The sequence below is a fragment of the Nocardia sp. NPDC051929 genome (genome assembly GCF_044548645.1).
GTDB lineage: Bacteria > Actinomycetota > Actinomycetes > Mycobacteriales > Mycobacteriaceae > Nocardia > Nocardia sichangensis.
This window is the reverse complement of record NZ_JBIUCG010000018.1, coordinates 91409-111068: the sequence shown is the minus strand read 5'-3', so window position 1 is coordinate 111068 and position 19660 is coordinate 91409. Positions and strand designations below refer to the sequence as shown.

At 68.9% G+C, this 19660-nt stretch carries 21 protein-coding genes; 7 read left to right on the top strand and 14 right to left on the bottom strand.

Going from position 1 to position 19660, the window contains the following annotated elements; translation table 11 throughout:
* Positions 1-36: 36 nt before the first annotated feature.
* The 3 genes from ACIHAX_RS24890 to ACIHAX_RS24880 form a co-directional block, all read right to left on the bottom strand.
* A complete protein-coding gene (locus ACIHAX_RS24890) occupies positions 37-1239 on the bottom strand; it encodes a transcriptional regulator (protein WP_397279821.1) in 1203 nt (400 codons plus the stop codon).
* Between the two features lie 238 nt (positions 1240-1477).
* The gene (locus tag ACIHAX_RS24885) at positions 1478-2032 is read right to left on the bottom strand and encodes a hypothetical protein (protein ID WP_364433457.1); all 555 of its coding nucleotides are present in this window, start codon (positions 2030-2032) and stop codon (positions 1478-1480) included.
* A gap of 553 nt (positions 2033-2585) precedes the next feature.
* Positions 2586-2930 (bottom strand): hypothetical protein, encoded by a 345-nt coding sequence (locus tag ACIHAX_RS24880; RefSeq protein WP_364433454.1) that lies wholly within the window; start codon positions 2928-2930, stop codon positions 2586-2588.
* A gap of 213 nt (positions 2931-3143) precedes the next feature.
* Between ACIHAX_RS24880 and ACIHAX_RS24875 the strand changes: the two genes are divergently transcribed.
* Both ACIHAX_RS24875 and ACIHAX_RS24870 read left to right on the top strand, forming a co-directional pair.
* Positions 3144-3656, top strand: a complete 513-nt coding sequence (locus tag ACIHAX_RS24875; RefSeq protein ID WP_355076339.1) for a DUF664 domain-containing protein — start codon at positions 3144-3146, stop codon at positions 3654-3656.
* Positions 3657-4684: 1028 nt separating this feature from the next.
* Positions 4685-5509 (top strand): metallophosphoesterase, encoded by an 825-nt coding sequence (locus tag ACIHAX_RS24870; protein ID WP_397279818.1) that lies wholly within the window; start codon positions 4685-4687, stop codon positions 5507-5509.
* Positions 5510-5525: 16 nt separating this feature from the next.
* On the opposite strand, the gene ACIHAX_RS24865 is transcribed toward ACIHAX_RS24870, so the two are convergent.
* Both ACIHAX_RS24865 and ACIHAX_RS24860 read right to left on the bottom strand, forming a co-directional pair.
* Positions 5526-6956, bottom strand: a complete 1431-nt coding sequence (locus ACIHAX_RS24865) for an AIM24 family protein (protein WP_397279816.1) — start codon at positions 6954-6956, stop codon at positions 5526-5528.
* Positions 6957-7386: 430 nt separating this feature from the next.
* Positions 7387-7683, bottom strand: a complete 297-nt coding sequence (locus ACIHAX_RS24860; RefSeq protein ID WP_355076333.1) for a hypothetical protein — start codon at positions 7681-7683, stop codon at positions 7387-7389.
* Positions 7684-8090: 407 nt separating this feature from the next.
* Between ACIHAX_RS24860 and ACIHAX_RS24855 the strand changes: the two genes are divergently transcribed.
* Complete coding sequence (locus ACIHAX_RS24855; RefSeq protein ID WP_356965312.1) at positions 8091-8285, top strand: hypothetical protein; 195 nt, start codon at positions 8091-8093, stop codon at positions 8283-8285.
* A gap of 106 nt (positions 8286-8391) precedes the next feature.
* Here the strand turns inward: ACIHAX_RS24855 and ACIHAX_RS24850 are convergent, their stop codons facing one another.
* The 4 genes from ACIHAX_RS24850 to ACIHAX_RS24835 all read right to left on the bottom strand — a co-directional run bounded on the left by ACIHAX_RS24850 (position 8392) and on the right by ACIHAX_RS24835 (position 11534).
* Positions 8392-9096, bottom strand: a complete 705-nt coding sequence (locus tag ACIHAX_RS24850) for a DUF6081 family protein (protein WP_397279814.1) — start codon at positions 9094-9096, stop codon at positions 8392-8394.
* Between the two features lie 15 nt (positions 9097-9111).
* On the bottom strand, positions 9112-10032 hold the full coding sequence (locus ACIHAX_RS24845) for an SAM-dependent methyltransferase (protein WP_356965310.1): 921 nt from the start codon (positions 10030-10032) through the stop codon (positions 9112-9114).
* A gap of 173 nt (positions 10033-10205) precedes the next feature.
* Entirely contained in the window at positions 10206-10673 is a 468-nt protein-coding gene (locus ACIHAX_RS24840; RefSeq protein WP_397279812.1) for a hypothetical protein, read from the bottom strand.
* Between the two features lie 27 nt (positions 10674-10700).
* Positions 10701-11534: an SAM-dependent methyltransferase gene (locus ACIHAX_RS24835; protein WP_355080513.1), complete on the bottom strand. Its 834-nt coding sequence runs from the start codon at positions 11532-11534 to the stop codon at positions 10701-10703.
* Between the two features lie 254 nt (positions 11535-11788).
* Here ACIHAX_RS24835 and ACIHAX_RS24830 point away from each other — a divergent pair, with 254 nt between their 5' ends.
* Both ACIHAX_RS24830 and ACIHAX_RS24825 read left to right on the top strand, forming a co-directional pair.
* Positions 11789-12229 carry a helix-turn-helix domain-containing protein gene (locus ACIHAX_RS24830; protein WP_397279810.1) on the top strand — a complete coding sequence of 147 codons (441 nt, stop codon included), beginning with the start codon at positions 11789-11791 and terminating at the stop codon, positions 12227-12229.
* A complete protein-coding gene (locus ACIHAX_RS24825) occupies positions 12136-12684 on the top strand; it encodes a DUF5753 domain-containing protein (protein ID WP_397279927.1) in 549 nt (182 codons plus the stop codon). Before ACIHAX_RS24830 ends, ACIHAX_RS24825 begins: the two co-directional genes overlap by 94 nt.
* A 565-nt stretch (positions 12685-13249) precedes the next feature.
* Here ACIHAX_RS24825 and ACIHAX_RS24820 read toward each other — a convergent pair.
* From ACIHAX_RS24820 to ACIHAX_RS24810, 3 genes are all read right to left on the bottom strand, one after another.
* Complete coding sequence (locus tag ACIHAX_RS24820; protein ID WP_355080509.1) at positions 13250-14260, bottom strand: zinc-binding dehydrogenase; 1011 nt, start codon at positions 14258-14260, stop codon at positions 13250-13252.
* A gap of 58 nt (positions 14261-14318) precedes the next feature.
* Positions 14319-15068: a hypothetical protein gene (locus ACIHAX_RS24815; RefSeq protein ID WP_355080507.1), complete on the bottom strand. Its 750-nt coding sequence runs from the start codon at positions 15066-15068 to the stop codon at positions 14319-14321.
* A 304-nt stretch (positions 15069-15372) separates the two neighbouring features.
* The gene (locus ACIHAX_RS24810; protein ID WP_397279807.1) at positions 15373-16254 is read right to left on the bottom strand and encodes a LysR family transcriptional regulator ArgP; all 882 of its coding nucleotides are present in this window, start codon (positions 16252-16254) and stop codon (positions 15373-15375) included.
* Between the two features lie 74 nt (positions 16255-16328).
* Between ACIHAX_RS24810 and ACIHAX_RS24805 the strand changes: the two genes are divergently transcribed.
* Positions 16329-16952 carry a LysE/ArgO family amino acid transporter gene (locus tag ACIHAX_RS24805; protein ID WP_364433433.1) on the top strand — a complete coding sequence of 208 codons (624 nt, stop codon included), beginning with the start codon at positions 16329-16331 and terminating at the stop codon, positions 16950-16952.
* Positions 16953-16961: 9 nt separating this feature from the next.
* On the opposite strand, the gene ACIHAX_RS24800 is transcribed toward ACIHAX_RS24805, so the two are convergent.
* Positions 16962-17768, bottom strand: a complete 807-nt coding sequence (locus ACIHAX_RS24800; protein ID WP_397279804.1) for an LLM class flavin-dependent oxidoreductase — start codon at positions 17766-17768, stop codon at positions 16962-16964.
* Between the two features lie 470 nt (positions 17769-18238).
* Here ACIHAX_RS24800 and ACIHAX_RS24795 point away from each other — a divergent pair, with 470 nt between their 5' ends.
* Positions 18239-19255, top strand: a complete 1017-nt coding sequence (locus ACIHAX_RS24795) for an NADP-dependent oxidoreductase (RefSeq protein WP_364433429.1) — start codon at positions 18239-18241, stop codon at positions 19253-19255.
* Here ACIHAX_RS24795 and ACIHAX_RS24790 read toward each other — a convergent pair whose 3' ends face one another.
* Positions 19256-19609: a hypothetical protein gene (locus tag ACIHAX_RS24790; RefSeq protein WP_355080497.1), complete on the bottom strand. Its 354-nt coding sequence runs from the start codon at positions 19607-19609 to the stop codon at positions 19256-19258. It lies immediately after the preceding gene.
* Positions 19610-19660 lie beyond the last annotated feature (51 nt).

The following is a 19660-nucleotide window of genomic DNA, read 5'->3' as shown; positions in this document are numbered from 1 at the left end:
CCCGCGAGGGTTGACGAAACGTTGAGGCGCGCGAGCTCAGTCGCGCAGCGCGCCGTGCAAACGGGCGACCGCGAGCGCCCGGCGCCCGTCGCCCCGGGGAAGCAAGCGCAACGCGTGTTCGTGGATCTCGATGTCGTGCGGTGCGCGCTCCCCGTAGCGCAGCGCGTGCTCGACGTTTCCGCTGGACAGCACCGCGGTGCGCACACCGACTTCCAGGTACTCGCGCCACTGCACGATGCCCGGCGTGTCCGAATCCGGCAGCAAGGGGCCGCGATACAACTCGGCCGCCGTCGCGGTGTCGCCCGCTTCGAGCGCCGCGAGCACGTCCACGGCGTCACAGGACAGGGGGCTCACCAGACGATAGACCCGGCTGGTGATGTCTCCGCCGGTGGCGCGACGCAGATAGGACATCTCCGATTTGAGCGTGCTCGTGCCGACCGGCCGGTCGCCGTACACCGCGAAGTGCAGGCGTTCGTGGGTGAAGCCCTCGGGCTCGAGCGCCAACAGCGTCAGTAGCTCCAGGTGCCTCGGGCGTAGCCGGACGGGTGCGCCGTCCCGGATCAAGCGGGCCGCGCCGAGGCAGGTCAGTCGGACCCCGGGCGCGGCCATCCGGTGGTGCAGCTTGGTCTCGATGGCGGTGACCAGGGTGCGGGCGGTGGACATGGCCAGCGGGTGGGCGCGGTCCCAGGTGGTGGACAGGTCGAGTACGCCGAGCTGGCGACCGTCCGCGCCACGGATGGGTGCGCAGTAGCAGACCCAGCCGTGCAGTGCGGCGACCAGGTGCTCGGCGGAGAACACCGTGTGCGGCTGTTCGGTGCGCAGCGCCAGCGAGAGCGCGTTCGTGCCCATGTGCGCCTCGTCCCAGCGACCGCCCGGCGCGAAGTTCACCTGTTCGGCGCGGCGGCGCATCACCGGACCACCGTGCGACCAGAGGATGGTTCCGGTCTCGTCGGTGATCGCCGCGACGTAGCCCGCGCCCTCGGTGATGTCGCGCAACTGATCGGTCAACTCGGATACCGGTGTGCGCAAAGAAGACGCGGCCCAGCGCGCGGTCACGTCGGCGTCGGCGACTGGCGCGTGCTCGCAGGACGGATCGACGGTGCGCAGCGACCGCAGCCATGATTGCGCCACCTCGCTGCGCAGCGCGGAATCACCCTGCGGTGTCCCGGCCGGTATCCATCGGGACCACTCTTGTTCCAGTGCAGCGCGCCGCTGCGAGAGGGAACTGCGCTGTGCCATCTCGCGGATCCTGTGTCTCGCTCCGATCGTCTCCGTGCCATCCCATCATGCCCCAGCGCACGGCCGGGCATTTGGTTTTGGCTCGCGGTCCACGGGGCTGGACGGCAACCATCGACGGTCGGATCGCCGCGTCCCCCTCGGCGAGTGGCGCGCGAGCGCACGCGCCAGGGAATCCCGGCGGTTCGACCGGCGATCGGTGTGCGGTCGCCCTGCGGCGGCCGCACACCGAACCGGCCGACTACGGCGTGGAGAAACCGATCAGCGCACCGATGCCCGCGCCGATCGGGATGGTGACCAGCGCGCCGACCCCGCCGAGGAAGAAGCCGAGCACGGCGCCGATCCCCGCGCCGATGAGGGCGCCGATCCCGGCGTTGTACTGCTTGCGGGCGAGCGTCTCGTCCTCACCGACGAACTGGTTGAGGCGCTCGGTGGTGGCGGGCGAACCCACCGGTGTCACCGTGAGGGTGCGGCCCGCGTCGGTGATCGCGGGGGCCAGCCCGTGGGTCGCGCCGGAGGCCTGGAACGCCAGCGGCAGCGTCGCGACGACCTGTCCCGTTTCGCTCCGCAGCTCGACCGCCGCGGCGTCGGCCGTCAACGCGAAGGTGCCCGCGTCGAGGGTGGTGACCACCCCTGTCCCGTCGGCGGCTGGAGCCGAGGTGAAACCGAGGCCCTGCTCGACACCGTGCACACTGACCTGCGCGGGCGTCGCGGGCTGGGCGTGCGCGACGCCCGTCGCAATTCCGGTGGCCCCGACCGCGAGTAGGGCGGTTGCGGCGAATCTATTGACTCTCATCGTATTTCCCCACTTAGTCGTGTCGGCCACGAGTGCCGACGAATCCCCAAGTTGCCGGTTCTCGGCCCCACCATTCTGGCCGCAGTGGATTCCCGAAGCAATCGTTCTGCGAATTCCGTGGAAAAATCCGTGCCGCGCTCGCGACGAATGCGCGCATGAATTATGCGGGGACACTGGTGGTTTCGTCGATACGATGCTGCCGATTGCCGAATATGTGCTATTGGCCTGCGGCGCAGCAAAATTGGTCAAGCGCGTGGGGCGATTTCAGCAAAAAGTCCTGGTTCCGAGAGCGATTCAGTCAATAGCGACAGCTGGGCGCTGCGGGGATGCTGCGTCAATGCCCCCACTGCACTCAGGTGAGCGGTGGCCGCGGCGCCGGTAGTGCGCCGGGTCCGGTGTCGTAGCCGGTGACCGGGTCCAGATGTGGTCGGCGAGATAGCGCCCGCGCTGCGGCCGCCAGCCGTCTCGCCCACGGCGGCAGATGATTCCGGTTCCGCGCTCGTGATGCCGCGCGGAGCCGGGATCACCTGGCCGACTGTGCGGATCGTTGGTCTCAGAACGCGCTACCGGAGCCGGGCAGCAGCCAGGCGATGCCGGGCCAGACGCCGAACGGGCTGCCCCAGTAGCCGAACGGGCTACCCCAGTAGCCGCCGTAGCCGCCCCATCCGCCGTAGCCACCCCAGCCGCCGTAGCCGCCGTGGCCCCACCCGCCGTGGCGGTGCCAGCCGCCGTGGATCTCGTCGGCCTGGGCCGTCTGTGTAACGGTCGGCTGCGCCACAGCGGGTGCGGCGACCGCGGGCACGGCGGCCGCGGCAACGGGGGTCAGTGCGAGCGCGGCGACCATCGCCACGCGGACAACCGCTCGCCGGGCGCGTCCGGTCTCGACGTCGTGAATCATCGGTACTTCCTCACTTCGGTACGTCATCGTCCGGTCGGTGACCGATTCGGAAGGTCATCGACCCAATCTCACCACCACGCATCGTACCGTTGAATAACGGTACGTTCAATGTGGTTCGGTCGTGCGAAAATTCGCGGCACGTATGTCGGCGCTCGTGCCGGGCGGTCACGCTGGGTACCGTCGGGTCAGCGGACACTCGAGAGGAGTCGACTGATGGCGACCAGTGCCGACGTGCTGACCGACGCTTACGAGCGGATCAGGGAGGTGGTGCACGAAGCGGTCGACGGACTGGGGGAGGACATCCTCGCTCACCGGATCGATGCCGGCGCCAACTCGATCGCGTGGTTGATCTGGCATCTGACTCGTGTGCAGGACGACCACATCGCGGATGTGGCCGGTATCGAGCAGGTCTGGACCGCCCATGGCTGGTACGACCGCTTCGGGCTACCCATCGACAAAGGCGCGACCGGCTACGGCGACCAGCCCGCCGACGTGGCGGCGGTCCGAGCGCCCGCCGAGTTGCTCACGGGGTATTACGACGCGGTGCACGAACAGACGCTGCGCTTCGTCCGGGGACTGGTGGACGGCGATCTGGACCGCGTCGTGGACACCCGATGGGATCCGCCGGTGACCCTGGGTGTGCGGCTGGTCAGCGTGATCTCGGACGATCTGCAGCATGCGGGTCAAGCGGCATTTCTGCGCGGCGTGCTGGAACGAACGAGATAACCGGCACCGGGAAGTCGCCGGCTCTGCGCGGCCCGCGCTGTGACGTAAGTTGATGCCGCGCAAGCCGAATGTTCACAGAGAGTGCCGCCGTGGTCGTGAAGAGTGTTCTGGTCGGTGTCGCCGTGCTCGTTCTCGTGGGAGTCGTCGTGCTCACGGTGGTCGGCGCGCACTGGTATATATGGCGGCGACTCGTGCGGGACACGACCACAGCGGGTTCCCGCACGCGTCGCGTCGGCACCGCCGTTGTTTTGGCAGGACCCTTGCTGCTGTTGGGCACGACGGTGGCGGAGTTGGCGTCCGCTCCGTTCGCGTTGATCCGGATCATCGCCTGGCCCGGCTACCTGTGGGGCGCGTTGTTCATATACCTGCTGCTCGCGCTGGTGGCCGGCGAGCCGATTCGAGCTTTGGCGCTGCGCTGGTCTGATCGAGGCCGGGTGCCACGCGAACCGAAGACACATGCGGAAACCGGGTTCGCGTCGGAGTCCGTGGCGGGAGCCGGGTTGGGACCGGGTTCCTCGGCGGGAGCCGTGCAGGAGTCGTTGGCGGGGGCCAGGTCTGAGCTGGAGTTCCCAGCGGGAGTCGGGCTGGGGCCCGAGTCGTCGGCGAGGCCGGAGTCGTTGGCGAGGGCCGGGTCTGAGCTGGAGCTCTCAGCGGGAGTCGGGCTGGGGCCCGAGTCGTCGGCGGGGGCGGGGTCTGGGGCGGAGGCCCCAGCGGGCCCGGAGTCGTTGGCGGGGCCCAAGTCTGGGCTGAAGCCGTCAGCGGGAGCTGGGTCAGCGCTGGATTCGTCGGTTGGAGCTGGGGCTGGGCTGGATTCGTCGGTTGGAGCTGGGGCTGGGCTGGATTCGTCGGTTGGAGCTGGGGCTGGGCTGGATTCGTCGGTTGGAGCTGGGGCTGGGCCGGAGTCGCTGGCGAGGGCCGGGTCTGAGCTGGAGTCTTCAGCGGAAAGCGGTTCCACCTCGGCGAGAACCGTCTCCGCTCCGGAGTCCCCGCGGGGCACGACCGCTCCGGCCGAGTCCTCGCTGACCCGGGTGCCGCGCCGTGTCTTCGTCGCGCGGGTGATGGGTGGCGCCGCCGTCGCGGCGGCCGCGACCACGGTCGGCATCGGCGCCCATGACGTGCTGGACGGACCCAGTGTGAAGCGGGTCGCCGTGCCGCTGGCGAAGTTGCCGCGCCGAGCGGACGGGTTCCGCATCGCGGTGGTGAGCGACGTGCATCTCGGCCCGACCCTGGGACGCGGCTTCGCCGAACGCGTGGTGCGCACCGTCAACGACACCCGGCCCGACCTCATCGCGGTCGTCGGCGACCTGGTGGACGGCAGCGTCGAACACCTCCGCTCGGCCGTCGAGCCGCTGGCCGGACTGCGTGCCCGCCACGGTGCGTTCTTCGTGACCGGGAACCACGAGTACTTCTCCGGCGCCGAGCAGTGGGTGGAGCATGTTCAGGAACTCGGCATGCACCTGCTCGCGAACGCCCGTACCGAACTGCCCGGCTTCGACCTGGCGGGCGTGAACGACGTGCAGGGCGAGCGAACCGGACAGGGCCCGGACTTCGGCAAGGCGCTCGGCGACCGCGACCGCACGCGCACCGCCGTGCTGCTGGCGCACCAGCCCGTGCTGATCGAGGACGCGGTGGCGCACGGCGTCGACCTGCAGCTGTCCGGCCACACCCACGGCGGCCAGCTCTGGCCGGGCAATTACCTTGCGGGCCTGGCGAATCCGACCGTCGCCGGGCTGGAACGGTACGGCGACACCCAGCTGTACGTCACGAGAGGGGCCGGGGCGTGGGGCCCGCCGGTGCGGGTCGGCGCACCGTCGGACATCACCGTCGTGGAACTCGTATCGCTCCAGGCTTGAACGCCGAACTCGCGGGTCAGCCGAACAGGCCGCCCAGCACACCGCCGCTCTGGCCGGCCTCCTGCCCGCCGCCGGTGCCTCCGACGAAACCGCCCGGCGGCAGCTCCGACGGCTGCACGATGACGAAGCCGCGTCCGGAGAACGACAGCGTCATCCCCTCGCCGGTGCTGCGGCCCATCAGCCTGCCCAGCCCGAACGAATCATTGCGTTTGATGCCGGTCTGCAGGCTCGACGACCACGCCACCGCCGCCTGCGGATCGGCGTAGGTCGGCTGGTCGACGTTGAGCACCACGGGCGTACCGTGCGTGGTGATGGCGATGCGGCCGCGGCCGGTGAAGACGCAGTTGAACAACCCGGCGTTGCTCGCGAATCCGGCGGCGCCCTGCACCATCCGGATGTCGTAGCGTAGGCCGGAATCGAAGGCGAGCACATTGGCGCCGTTGATGGTGAGGCCGTCGGTGCCGTCCAAATCAATGGTGTGCACGTCGGCGGCGCCGTTGGCGACGAACAGGTCGCCGCGCCCGGACACCTTCATCAGCGGAACGCCCTCACCGGTCAACCGCTGCTGGATCGCTCGGCCGATCCCGCCCGCGCCGAGCGCCTGGAACTGCAGATCGCCCTGGTAGGCGACCATCGATCCGGCCCGAGCCATGACCTCGCCGTTGACGGCCACCTTGATCATCTTGCCGCCCTGCTTCTGGATGCCCGCGCCGGTGACTTCGGCGTGGCTGGGGGCGAACAGTTCGCTCTGCATCGGCAGCGCTCCTTGCTGAGGTGAGGGCATCGGTGGTGGCGGCACCGCGGCGGCCGGCGCGGAATAGGCCGGTTGCGGTGGATAGGCGGGCGGGGGCGCGGGCTGGTACGCGGGAGGTGGCGCAGGTTGTTGTGCCGGGGGCGGCGCAGGTCGGTATGCCGGTGCGGGAGCGGGTGACGAGGTCGGCTGGGCCGGTTCATCATCGATGTTCACACCGAAAGCCGTTGCGATACCAGCCAAACCGTTGTCGTACCCCTGGCCGACCGCACGCACTTTCCATCCGCCGCCGCGGCGGTAGATCTCCACGCACACCACGGCGGTCTCGGTGCTCAAGCCCGTCATCGGAAAGGCGAGTGTGCTCGACGAAGACGCGATGGTCGCGCGCAGCGAGCCCGCGGCGGCGAAAGTCGGTGGCCCGCTGCCGTCGAGGCTCGCGGTGACCACGACGCGGTCCACGTCGCTGGGCAGCGCGCCGGTCTGGATGTCCACCACGTCGCCCCCGCCCTGGCCGTGCCGGTAGGTGACGCCAGGGGCGACCGGTTGATTGAAGAACACGAAATCGGCATCGGAGCGCACGCGCCCCGCCGAGTTCAGCAGCAGCGCCGATACGTCGACGGGAGCCGAGCAGGTGACGGTCACCGCCAGCCGGTCGCCGGGCGCGGGGCGGTTCTCACCGCGGGCGAGATCGGTCACGGCAGGCCGTCCGATCCGCGGCGGTGTCGGGTTGACATGCGATTCACGGGCTCCAGTGTGTCGTGCGCCCGCAACCCGCGCCACACGCGTACCCGAAATGGGCGGCCACCAGGCATTTTCTTGTCACGCAGCCCCATTCGCTCGGGCCGGGCTTGCTGGTCGGGTGCGGTACCGGCAACTGCTGCCGACCGGACCGAACAGGGACAACAGCGTCGCATGGCGCCCGCGTCGACGTGAGCCGGCGCGAGGTCGCCACGACGCGGGCGGATCGCCATCTGTGCGCGAGCGGCAGGGAACGTATCCGCGCCTTCATCGCGTGATGGGGGAGCGCGCGGTAGTGATCGAGCGGAGGTGCCGAATCCGCCTGGCTGCTACGGCGAATCCCCGTGACCCGGAAGAGCCCGGCCGGGTCTGCCGGGCTCGAGGCTGGTCAGAGGACTTCGGCGTACATGGTGCCGTCGAGGATGCCGAACTCGACCTGTCCGGGGAACAGGGGCAGCGCGCCGGTGGCGTGCTTGGTGTGGTTGAGGGCGATCGTTTCGGTGGCCCACCGGTGCAACGGCTCGGGTAGCCGCAGAACCCGGTGGTCGGTGCAGCGAACATAGGGATAGGTGATCTCGCCCGGCCGGGCGAGCGGGTTGTGGATGTCGAGCGCGGCGATGTCCAGGACCAGGCCGGTCTGCTTGGCGGAGGCGACGGTCGGTGGCTGCAGTTCGATGTCGTCCATGACCGAAGACGGTAGCTCGAAGGATGCCCAATGCGGGTGATTCCCACTGAATGTCCTTCGGATTTCATAGAAAATGGGGGACGGCGAGGTTCATCTATTCGGGTGAACCCCACCGCTACCACCAGCGATCGCGGCACGCTTGGGCGTGCGGTGCCGCGCCGGATGTCCCGGAGCCACCGGGACGGTGACGAGCCTAAGCGACGCTGAAGATTCGCGGAGGCGTTTCCGCGGATTCGGCAGGAGTTGCCGACCGGCCCGCATCCGGGGGCGACCGGTCGGTAACCGCCGTCGGAATGTCCGGTTTCCGGCAGCCAGGCTTACTATGCCAGCGGCGTGAAACAAGCTGTGCGCGTTGCTTATCCGGCACGGCTGCGTGCTGTTCGGTCTACTTCAGGAGGGTGGAAGACGTGCTCTATGTAGTCATCGCGGCAATTGTCGTGACCTTGTTGGCCGTGTCGGCCGTGGCGATGGTGTGGGATCCGCGCCGCCGTGCGGAGTCGGACGAATACGACTACGAGTACGACATGAACGAGGAGGACGCCCTGGCGGACGAGTACGCCCGCCCGCGCAATGTCGAATGGCCGCGCAAGGAGAGCGTCTGATCGGCGGCAGCGGCCGCCCCGCAGGCGGTGGCAACCCTGGCGCCCAGCCGAGTGTGGCTGGGCGCCATTCTTTTTCGGGGAACTCCGCGCGAAGGTCGGGATCCGGTCACGCCACGGTGAAGTCGCGCCACGACGCGTGCAGTCCCTGCCCGCGCAGCGATGTGCTGCGCCCGTCTTCGATCGGATGCAGGGTGATGATGCCGAAACCGATCTGCACCGTCTCCGGCAACTGCGGCGCGCGCGTGGTGTACACCGGGATGTCGTCGACGTACCAGCCTGCGGTGCCCGCGGCACGGTCGATGGTGACGCTGTAGCGGTGGAACTCGCCGGGTTTGATGTCGACCCCTGCCAAGGGAGCGTGCACGACGTGGGTGAACGCCTCCTCCGCGGGGACGACGCCCGGCACGAACAGCCGCTCGTGAATGGCGTACGCGTGCCTGCTCGTCGCGATGAGGTCGAAGACCTGGGCGCTGCTCATGTCGAGGACGTTGAACGCGGCGAAGCCGTCCCGGTAGTCCTCGCCGGTGACGCCGATGTTCTCCGCCGCCAGCTCGACCGCGAAGGTCCGTGGTCCGCCGGTGAGATCGAACGTTTCCGTCGACACCAGCAGATGCTTCGGGTTATCCAGAATCTGGACCTCGGCGTGGGATCGGGTGAAGGCGTCGATCCGGACCGATACCGCGCCCTCGCCGACCTCGCTGCGGGCGGCCGGGTCGGCGTAGCGCCACGTCTGGTCCGGTCCGAGGGGGACTTCGAGGAAGCGCCACCGGTCTTCGCGTAGATCCGGTCCGCTCAGGTCGTCGTATATCATCGCGGCAGTTACCTTTCAGCCGATTCGTTCGGGGGGATCCGATAGGTCGTCCTCGGTCGCCCGGCGGCGCAGGGGGGTCACGACGCCGTTCGACGATCCGGACTTGTAGCCGACGCCGCCGAGCAGCAGACGTTCCTCCGTCAGCCGCGGCCGCAGCGCGGGCCCCATCGGCCACCAGTCGTCGAGTTCGACCAGACCGGGCTCGATCAGTTCCAGATCGCCGAAGTACGAGGCGATCTGCTCCCGGGTGCGGTACCACCCGGAGCCCAGGCCCATTTCGGTGAAACGCCGTTGCAGCTCGATGGCCATCTCGTGCGCCTCGCCGCCGTCGGCGGGATCGTAGAAATGCGTGATCGCGACGTAGGAGCCGGCGGGCAGCGCATCGATGTACTGACGCATGATCCCCGCCGGATCGAGATCGTCGTCGACGTGGTGCAGGATGCCGCACAGGATCAGCGCCAGCGGTCGGGTGAGGTCGAGGTGCTGGGTCACCTCGGAGTTCGCCAGCAGGGTTTGCGGGGCGGTCAGATCCGCGGGCACGAAATGGGTGAACTCGTTGCGCTCGAGCAGTACGCGGCCGTGGATGTTGCACACCGGATCGTTGTCGACGTACACCACGCGCGCCGCGGGATTCTGCTGTTGCGCGATCTCGTGTGTGTTGCCGACGGTGGGCAGACCCGCGCCGATGTCGAGGAATTGGCCGATGCCGACGGTCCCGGCCAGATAGCGCACGACGCGGTGCAGCCAGCGGCGATTCATGCGGGCCACGTCGCTCTGCCGCGGTGCGACTTCGGCGACTCGGTCGCGTACGTAGCGGTCTACTTCGTAGTTGTCCTTGCCACCGAGGGTGGCGTCGTAGACGCGGGCGATGCTCGCGCGAGTCGTGTCCACGCCTACCGGCGCGCGGACACCGGTCTGGGGAGCGGGATCGGACATGGAGACCTCTCTCTAGTTTCCGTCGCCTGGCTCACCAGCCTAGGGACCGCCGAATCGGGGAGCAATCCGTGCGGATGCATTCGGCCAGTGCTGCTTTCGTGAACCCATGGTGGTCTTGCCGAGCGCGACCGAGCATGGGAACCGGTCGGTATTCATCGGTTGCGGGCGATGACTCAGGACGCGCCGGGCCGGTACAGCACTCGTCCGGGCAGCCACCCGCCCTGGACATGCGTCACGCGCCACCAGTCGATGTGCACCTCCACCGCCTCGATGGGCGTGGACAAGAACGGTTCGATCTGTGGCTCCTTCCGTAACAGCGTCCGGAACGTCTCCTCCCGTTCGCTCGCGCCGGTGCGGACCACGGCCGTGCCGAGGCCTTGTGCGAACGGGTTGAGGAATCCGGCGGGGACGACCTTGACTCCGATGCTGGGATTGGCGCGCAAGCAGTCCAACGTCCGTCCGCCCGACTCGAGCACGAGCGTCAAGCGGAACGGATCGCCGTTCAGTTCGGCGAAGAACGCGTTCGAGCACCAGTTCACGCCCGCTTTCGACGTGGCGAGGTCGATGCTGGTGAGGCCGAGGACACCGGTCAGCTTGTCCTGGATGTCCTGATCGGTGATCCGCACGTCGTTCGATGTCATGTCGGGCTCCGTGGTGGGGGGACGGGTTCAGGTTTTGCGGCCGACGCCGCCGAGCATGAGACGTTCATCCGGCCACGGCGTGCGCAGCGCTGGGCCGCCGGGCCACCATTCGTGCAACTCCACCAATCCCGGTGGAACCATCTCCAATCCGTCGAAGAAAGCCTGGATCTCCGCGCGGGTGCGCCAGCGTCCGGTGCCGAGGCCCCCGTCGTGCAGTGCTCGTTCGGCCAGTCTGGCCAGCGCGTGCAGTTGTTCGCTCTCGGCGGCCGGATCGAAGAAGTGGCTGATCATCACATAGGATCCAGGGGCGAGGCGATCGATATACCGCCGCATGATGCCCGCGGGGTCCCGATCGTCGTCGACGTGGTGCAAGGTGCCGCACTGCATCAGCAGCACCGGTCGGGTCAGATCGAGGTAGCCGTTGACCGCGGGGTCGTCGAGCACGTCGTCCGGCCGGGTCAGGTCCAGGTCGAGAAAGTGCGTGCGTTCGTTGGCTTCCAGCAGCTTGCGCCCGCGCGCGGCGCAGATCGGGTCGTTGTCCACGTAGACCACCGCGACCTCGGCGCCGAGTTCCTGGGCGACCTCGTGGGTGTTCTTCTGCGTGGGCAGCCCACTGCCCAGATCGAGAACCTGGTCGACGCCCGCCGACCGCGTGACGTACCGGACCACCCGCTCGAGCCAGCGCCGATTCGCGGCGCCGACGTCGTCCTGGTGCGGCACCGCCTTCTTCAAGCGCTGGTACACCTGCCGGTCGGACTCGAACCAGTCCGTCCCGCCGAGGGCATAGTCGTACACCCGCGCGATACTGGGTATCTCCGGGTCCACACCCGCTAGTCGGGTCGATCCCTCTGCCGACGTCATGGCGCTCCTCCTCCGCGTGGCCACCGTCGGGGGCGACTCTACGCACAGCCGTCTCGGCGCGCCGGGGAATCCGGCCCGGATATTGCGTTGGCGCTCTTGCGAATCCATTCGTGCGTATCCGATTCGCGGCGCGCGCTCGCGTCCGGGCCGGCGTTTGCGTGCGGCCGAGTAGGATCGTCAGCCGACGTTCCGACAGCTGTGATGGTGGAGGCACTACGCCGCGCGGTCTAACCCCCGATCGGCCGGAGGCATGCATGACCAACGACGAGGACAGTGGTGACAACGCCGAATTCCCTGCGGCAGAACGTGGTCCGACGGTACTGCGGATCGCGCTCGGCAGCCGGTTGCGTCAGCTGCGCGACGGCTGCGGAATCAGCAGGGAGGCGGCGGGCGACGCGATCCGTGGATCGCATGCCAAGATCAGCAGGCTGGAGCTGGGCCGGACCGGGTTCAAGGAACGCGATCTGCACGACCTGCTGAACCTCTACGGAGTTGTCGAGCCCGCTGAACGCGAAACGTACTTCGAACTGGCTCGGCGGGCCAACGACCGGGGTGGTGGCAGCACTACAGCGATCTGCTCCCGGCGTGGTTCGAGACCTACATCGGCCTCGAACAGGCCGCCACCACGATCCGCACCTACGAGGCGCAGTTCGTCCCCGGGCTGCTGCAGACCGCCGATTACGCACGGGCGGTGATCCAGCTGGGCAATACCGACGAGACCGAACGCCGCGTCGCCATCCGCATGCGCCGCCAGCAGATCCTCTACCGTGCCGCCGCTCCCACGCTATGGGCTGTCATCGACGAGAACGCGCTGCGCAGGCCGGTCGGCGGAGTGGAGGTGCTGCGCGAGCAGATCGAGCATCTGGTCGCGATGGCCGACCGTCCCAGCATCCGGATCCAGGTGCTGCCGTATGCGGCGGGTGGGCACTCCGCCGCGGGCGGCCCGTTCAGCATCCTCCGGTTTCCCGAGCCCGAGCTGCCCGACATCGTCTACACCGAGCAGCTCACCAGTTCCCTGTATTTCGACAAACAGCGCGATGTCGAGCTGTACATGTCGGTCATGAACCGGATCAGCGTGGAGGCGCTTTCCCCGGCCGAGAGCGTGCGCTTCCTGCGCGAGCTGCTCACCGAGCCGCAATCCGGCGAATAGGACTGACTCGATCGTCGTTTCCGAGTGCGGTATCCGTGCTCCACGTGTGTGCGCCCGGCTCGGCGCGGGAAGTTTGCCAAAAGGGTCGCGGGCGATCAAGGAGTCGCCGCGGCGTGCTGTCGATGGCGGGACGGCGTCGTGCGTTCGGAAACCGGTCGGTCGGCGCGGAGCGGCGGAGAGTAAAGGCTCCGAATCGAATCCTCGTTGCGTGACGTGAAATCCGTTGTCGTCGGCGAGAACTCGGTGAAATGCGATCGGCGGAAGGTAACAGTTCGATATCGGCGCATTGCATCCGATACTGATTCGTTATCGATCAGCCTGCGTTCACCTCGATTTTCGCGGTTTTCGAGACCGGTGGCGCCAATGCACATGCACGCGCGCATGTACGTACCGATGGACGATCACCGATGCGACGCGGCCGCCGTGGTGTGGCAGTATCCCTGTCGAGGTCGGGGTCTGAGGATCGGCTCGGGCACTGGCTGGTTCGGCCACGGCGACCCCAACGCGAGTTGGGGTCGCCGGCGGAGCCGTCGCGAACCGCTCCGATGTCCGGATTGCCGATAGTTCACGGCGTCAGCACGATCCGGATCGGATTGCCCTCCTTGCTTTCCAACGCGTGTACCGCTTTGTCCGCTTCGGACAGGGGGAGCACGGCACTCACCGACTTGGCGAAATCGAGCCGATGCGCGCGGCGCAGGCGCACGAGTTCGAGCACATGGTCGGGCTCGGAGCCGTAATGCCCGCGCAGCTGTTGTTGCCGAAAACTGAAGATGGTGCCGTTGGTGATCGTGATCGGCTTGTCGGTGAGCCCGACCAGCACCAAGCGTCCCTCGTCGGCGAGACATCCGACGGCTTGTTCGCGCACGGGCGCGAAGCCGGCGAAGTCGAACGCGGCATCGAGTCCCGCTCCCGCGGTGGCGGCGTACACCTTTTTCGCCAGTTCCGGGTCGGACGGATCGAGTGCGAGGTCCGCCCCGAATTCGAGCGCGCGCTGCCGGGCGGCGGGCAAGGGATCGACCGCGATGATCGGCGCGGCGCCGATCAGCCGGAGCAACTGCACCCCGTGCGCGCCGAGCCCGCCCACGCCCCACACGCCGGCCGACTCCGCGGCCCGCACCTGACCGGTACGGGTGATGGCGGCCCACGGCGTCGATACCGCGTCGGGGATGAAACAGGCCTGCTCGAACGGTAGGTCGTCGGGAATCGGCACCAGGGTGTCCGCGGTGGCCAGCGCGTATTCCGCCCAGCCGCCGTCGTAGTCCACACCGCGGGTGTAGGTTTTGCCGTCCCGGATCTCGCCCGCCTGCAACAATACCCGGTCGCCCGGCTGGGGACCCTGCACCTCGGGCCCGAGGGTGTGCACCGTACCCGCGACCTCGTGCCCGAGGGTGACCGCGTCGCCGGCCAGGTACATCGGCGACAGCACGCCCTCGATGAGGTGGACATCCGACAGGCAGACACCGGCGGCCGCCACCTCGATCAGTACCTGACCCCGGCCCGGGGTCGGCACCGGGACGTCCTCCAGGCGGAACCGATGCCCGTCGGCGGCACGCGGGAACAGTCGTCCAGCAAGCATGTTCAACTCCTCAGCAGGCCGATCGGTTGATGTGCGCCGCGCGTTCCGGGGCGATCGATCAGGGCGTCCATGTGAGGCGGCCGCCCTCGAAGTCCTGGGCTTTCCCGTTCTCGAAGTCGTACTCGTCGCTGGTGGGGTAGCCGTAACGCCCGGCTTCGCCCCCCGCGGCCTCCCAGTTCTCGCGGATGGATCCCCAGACGACATGGGCGCCGGTGCGCGGGGCGTAATAGATGGCGCCGCCGCCGAACAGGTTGTAGCGGCCGTTGCCCGCGCGGGCGGGGGATTCGTCGGTGATGGGGAACCCGAGCGGGCTGCTCTCCCAGCCGAAGGAACCCCACTTGTCGCGGATCACGCCGCCGATCTGATGCGCGGCGGTGCCGAGCGACCAATAGATCGACCCGTTCTGAAAGACGCTGTAGCTTCCCGGCTTCGATGGTGTCGCCACCTCCCGCGCCACGGGGTAGCCGAGCGCTCCGCCCTCGTAACCGAGATTGCCCCATTTGTCGCGGATGGCGCCACCGACCTGACGGGCACCGGTGTCGGGGTGCCAGTAGATGGACGAGCCGCGCTCGAACGCTTGGTAGCGGCCGCCGCGCGCGGCGGAGTCCTCGGGTGTGACGGGGTCGCCGAAAAACGCGGGCCCACCGGCCTCGTCGTACTCCGCTTCGATCGCCCCGCCCACGTCGTAGGGTCCGATCGGGCGCGCCGCCGCATCGGGGAGGATGCCTGCGAGCAGAATGCCGAGCGCGGCGACGATGGCGAGCGCGCCGCGGGTGCGCGAGTGGTTCGGGCGACGGTGCCGTGCCAAAGTGAACTCCTGTGCATCTCGGGTGGGTGCGGGATGGAGCTGAAGCTTTCGGTCGGCGTGCGGAGATCAAGTTACCTCGCCGGGTCGCGATGCGGAGCGATACGAGGTACTCGAATGCCCTGGTGTCGTGCGGTGCGGTGGACGGCGGCCATCCAACTCATCCTGGGCTCCGAACAAACTGGCGGTGCTACCGTGCCCACGGTCGCGCCTTCTCGGATACGGTGCCGCCGGGGCAGGGTGCTCGCACCCTGCCTCGGCGGTGTCATGAACGGAACATGTTGCCGGGCAAGGGGTAAGTCCGATTTCAGCGGAGGACGTTCGCCGCCTCGGCGGCGATGGTCGCGGCGACCGCACCGAGGGCGGGGGAGTCCAGACGCCACTGCTGCCAGTACAGCGGGACATCGATGACGACGCCGGGATCGATCGAGACCAAGCGGCCGTCGGCTCGGCCGTCGCGGGTCTGCAGATCGGGGAGCATCCCCCAGCCGAGCCCGAGCCGGACCGCCTCGGCGAATCCGGTGGACGACGGCACATAGTGGCGTGGCGGATTCAGCGGTTTGCGACCGCGCCTGCGCAGCAGGCGATCCTGCAGGTCGTCTTTGCGGTCGAACAGCACGACCGGAGCCGCGGCGTAGGACTTCGCCGTCGCACCGTCGGCGAACCAGTTGGCGGCGAATTCCGGGCTCGCCATCGGCCGGTAGCGAATCGCTCCGAGTCGATCGACCTTGCAGCCCTGCACCGGCTGGGCGGTCGAGGTGATCGCCGCCATCACGGTGCCGTCGCGCAGCAGACGCGTGGTGTGTTCCTCGTCCTCGCGATGGATCTCGAAGCACACGCCGCGCGGTGCGCGGGCCAGCGCGGGCAGCACCCAGGTCTCCAGGGAATCGGCGTTGACCGCGATGGGCACCCGGATCGGGCCGTCGGAGGGTTCGCCGCCGAGTTCGCGTGCGGTATCGCCCGTCAACAACTGGATCTGCCTGGCCAAGCGCAGGACGGCCAGCCCCGATTCGGTGGCGCGCACCGGCTTCGTGCGCTGCACGAGAATCCGGCCCGCGGCGTCCTCCAGCGCCTTGATCCGCTGACTGATCGCCGACGGCGTGACACTCAGCCGTCGGGCCGCGGCGTCGAAGGTCCCCTCGGTGATCACGGCGTCGAGTGCGCGGAGCTGGTCGAGCTGGAGATCCATATTAAGGAAGCGTAATGATAGATAAGAATCTTTAGCTTGTCTGGGTATGATCCGCGGCCTTAGCGTCGCTGGACGTGAGCGTTTCCTCGGCGGTGGTGGCGGCCGTGTCCGGTTTGGGCTTCGGCCTGTCGTTGATCGTGGCGATCGGTGCGCAGAATGCGTTCGTGCTGCGGCAAGGGATCAGTGGCAGGCACGTACTCGCGGTGGTGACGGTGTGCGCGGTGTCCGACATCGTGCTGATCGCGGCCGGGGTCGGCGGGTTCGGCGTGGTCGTGCAGTCGGCCCCGGAGGTGCTCGTGGTGGCGCGTTACGCCGGGGCGGCGTTCCTGATCGGCTATGCGGTGCTGGCGGCACGGCGGGCGTTCGGCTCCGCCGCGCTGAGCGCCGAATCCGGGCGGACCACCGCGGCGCTCGGCGCGACGGTGGTCACCTCCCTCGCGCTGACCTGGCTCAACCCGCACGTCTACCTGGACACCGTGGTGCTGCTCGGCTCCCTCGCCAGCACGTACGCGAGCCCGGATCGCTGGTTCCTCGGCGCGGGGGCGATGCTGGCCAGCGTGCTGTGGTTCACCGCACTGGGCTTCGGCGCGCGCCTGCTCGGCCCGCTGTTCGCCCGTCCGCGCGCGTGGCGCGTGCTGGATTCGGTGATCGCGGCGGTGCTGCTCGTCCTCGGGCTGGGACTGTTGTGCATCGGGTGAAGGCCGCGCTCACAACTGCTCCTTGATCTTCGCGGCGAACTCGTAGCCGGCCTGCCACTCCGGGCCGGGAAGGGCGAGGACGACGCGCGCCGCGCCCGCCTCCGCGTAGGCGGACATTTGCTCGGCGGCCTGACCGGGATCGGTGGCCAGCGGGGGCGCGACGACCGTCACAGTGAGCGGCGGACGGCCGTATTCCGCAGCGAGTGCGGACAATTCGGCTACGTGCGCGCCGATCTCGCTCGGCTCGAGTCCGATGGCGACCCAGCCTTCGGCATAGGCGGCGGCGCGCCGCCGCGCCCGTTCGGCGTCGCCCGCGACGAGCACCGGCGGCATGGTCGCACCTGGCGCCAAGGCGACCTCGGTGCCGTCCGGAAGGACGACCGGCCGCCCGGCGACCAGATCGGGCAGCAGACTCAACGCCTCGTCCGTGCGGCGGCCGCGCTCGGCGAAGGACGCGCCCGCGGCACGCCACCCGACATCCCCGTGCGCCGGGTTGCCGGTGCCGACACCGAGGATCAGCCGGTCACCGGAGACGTACTGCAGCGTGGCGATCTGCTTCGCGGCCCAGGCGACCGGCCGCAAGGCCAGCAGCATCACGCCGTACCCGATGCGGATGCGATCGGTCGCGGCGGCGGCGGTGGCCAGCACCACGGTGCTGTCCAGGATCGGCGCGCTGGCCACGAGATGATCGGTGGACCATACCGAGTCGAGGCCGCTCGCTTCGGCCAGGCGAGCGGCGGCTCGCACGTCGCCGAGGATGGGTTTCGCGGGGTCCGGCGTCGAGGTGGGCAGGATGATGCCGATTTCCAAGGTCATGCTTCCGACGCTACGAACACCTCGCGTCCGAGCCAATGTTCCGCTCGCTCGAGTCGATATCCCGGACGCTCACATCGATTCGGCTGCCGCGTAGCGAGTTTCGGCGACCGCCTCCGGTGCGGGCCGCAGGCGGGCACGGATGACGTGGGCCGACCGTATGTCGCGGACCGGCTGATGCGAGTCGGCGAGCAGTGTGGTCCGCGCGACATTCCGGATCGGTCGGACTCGCGGGAGGGCAGCGCATCGACCAGCGGGTCGGGACCGTAGCCCGGCCGAACGCGGTGTCGTGGCCGATATCGGCGTGGTCGCGGGCGTAGCGGGCATGACCGCGCTCGAGCGCGCTGGATCTGGAGCCGGACATTGGAGGCGAACGGCGGCTTCTTCCTCCGGTCGGAATCGCTGCGGCGGTGGTCGTCGGACACGAACCGACATCGGCGGGTGGCGCCCGCGCTCGAGGCTAGGGTGGGCGCATGGTCGAGTCGACGCGAATCGTGCTTGCTTCCCGGCCGGTGGGTGCGCCCACCGCGCAGAATTTCCGGACCGAGACCGCGGAACTCCCCGCTCCGGGCGAAGGCGAAGTTCTGCTGCGCACCCTGTACCTGTCGCTCGATCCGTACATGCGGGGCCGGATGAGTTCGGCGAAGTCCTACGCCGATCCGGTCGAGATCGGCGCGGTGATGGTCGGCGCGACCGTGGCCGAAGTGGTCGAATCCCGCGACCCGTCGCTGACGAAAGGCGATGTGGTCTTGGCCTATTCGGGGTGGCAGTCCCATGACGTCGTCCCGGCGCGCGGACTGCGCAAGCTCGACCCCGGCAGGGTTCCGGTCTCGACCGCCCTCGGCGTGCTCGGCATGCCCGGCTTCACCGCCTACGCCGGACTGCGCAAGATCGGCAGACCCCAGCCGGGCGAGACGCTCGTGGTCGCCGCGGCCACCGGACCGGTGGGCTCGGCCGTCGGCCAGATCGCCAAGATCGACGGCGCCCGCACGGTGGGGATCGCGGGCGGCCCGCGCAAGGTCGCATATCTGAACGAACTCGGATTCGATGTCGCACTCGACCACCGCGCTCCCGATTTCGCCGAGCAGCTCGCGGCGGCGGTCCCCGACGGCATCGATGTCTATTTCGAGAACGTCGGCGGCGCGGTGGCGGACGCGGTGTACCCGCTGCTGAACACCTACGCGCGTGTGCCCGTCTGCGGGCTGATCGCAAACTACAACGTCGCCGGCGCCCCGGAGGGCCCGGACCGGCTGCCCGCCTACTACAGCCGGATCCTGACCAAGAGCCTCACGGTGCGCGGGTTCATCCAGAGCGAATTCGTCCGTGAGCTGTATCCGGAATTCTTGCGCGAGATGGGCGAGTGGGTCGCCGACGGACGCGTGCGGTACCGCGAGGACGTCGTGTCCGGCTTGGCCGCCGCACCCGAGGCGTTCATCGGCATGCTCGAGGGCCGCAACTTCGGCAAGCTGGTGGTGCGGGTCGCCGACTGATCAGCTCGCCACCGCGCCGCCGCCGATTCCGAGGTAGACCACCATCAGCACGAACAGGAACCAACCCGCGCCCTGCCAGATGGGCCAGGTCCGGCCGCGGCGCCACTGCACGTAGGTTTCGACGAAGGCGCCGATGCCGCCGATCAGCAGCACCACCGACGGCCCGAGCACCACAGCGACCTGCGCGGCGGTATCGCACAGCAGGTTGTCCGCGTCCGCGCACTCGCGCTGCGCGGCCCACAGCACGGCCAGCAGGAAGACCAGCGCGGCGGTGGCGAGCACCGAAGCGACGTAGGTCGCGGCGCGCCGGAACCCGCGCGGATCGCGCCAGCGTTTCTCGACGTCTTCGACCATGTTCACCACCTCGCCGTCCCTGGCCGCCGGTTCCTCCGACGTGATTGCCGA

What these genes read in the sequence shown, in the direction of transcription:
- ACIHAX_RS24890 (WP_397279821.1), bottom strand. Translation starts at nt 1,239, where the DNA reads ATGGCACAGCGCAGTTCCCTCTCGCAGCGGCGCGCTGCACTGGAACAA.
- ACIHAX_RS24885 (WP_364433457.1), bottom strand. Translation starts at nt 2,032, where the DNA reads ATGAGAGTCAATAGATTCGCCGCAACCGCCCTACTCGCGGTCGGGGCC.
- ACIHAX_RS24880 (WP_364433454.1), bottom strand. Translation starts at nt 2,930, where the DNA reads ATGATTCACGACGTCGAGACCGGACGCGCCCGGCGAGCGGTTGTCCGC.
- ACIHAX_RS24875 (WP_355076339.1), top strand. Translation starts at nt 3,144, where the DNA reads ATGGCGACCAGTGCCGACGTGCTGACCGACGCTTACGAGCGGATCAGG.
- ACIHAX_RS24860 (WP_355076333.1), bottom strand. Translation starts at nt 7,683, where the DNA reads ATGGACGACATCGAACTGCAGCCACCGACCGTCGCCTCCGCCAAGCAG.
- ACIHAX_RS24850 (WP_397279814.1), bottom strand. Translation starts at nt 9,096, where the DNA reads ATGATATACGACGACCTGAGCGGACCGGATCTACGCGAAGACCGGTGG.
- ACIHAX_RS24845 (WP_356965310.1), bottom strand. Translation starts at nt 10,032, where the DNA reads ATGTCCGATCCCGCTCCCCAGACCGGTGTCCGCGCGCCGGTAGGCGTG.
- ACIHAX_RS24840 (WP_397279812.1), bottom strand. Translation starts at nt 10,673, where the DNA reads ATGACATCGAACGACGTGCGGATCACCGATCAGGACATCCAGGACAAG.
- ACIHAX_RS24835 (WP_355080513.1), bottom strand. Translation starts at nt 11,534, where the DNA reads ATGACGTCGGCAGAGGGATCGACCCGACTAGCGGGTGTGGACCCGGAG.
- ACIHAX_RS24830 (WP_397279810.1), top strand. Translation starts at nt 11,789, where the DNA reads ATGACCAACGACGAGGACAGTGGTGACAACGCCGAATTCCCTGCGGCA.
- ACIHAX_RS24820 (WP_355080509.1), bottom strand. Translation starts at nt 14,260, where the DNA reads ATGCTTGCTGGACGACTGTTCCCGCGTGCCGCCGACGGGCATCGGTTC.
- ACIHAX_RS24810 (WP_397279807.1), bottom strand. Translation starts at nt 16,254, where the DNA reads ATGGATCTCCAGCTCGACCAGCTCCGCGCACTCGACGCCGTGATCACC.
- ACIHAX_RS24800 (WP_397279804.1), bottom strand. Translation starts at nt 17,768, where the DNA reads ATGACCTTGGAAATCGGCATCATCCTGCCCACCTCGACGCCGGACCCC.
- ACIHAX_RS24795 (WP_364433429.1), top strand. Translation starts at nt 18,239, where the DNA reads ATGGTCGAGTCGACGCGAATCGTGCTTGCTTCCCGGCCGGTGGGTGCG.
- ACIHAX_RS24790 (WP_355080497.1), bottom strand. Translation starts at nt 19,609, where the DNA reads ATGGTCGAAGACGTCGAGAAACGCTGGCGCGATCCGCGCGGGTTCCGG.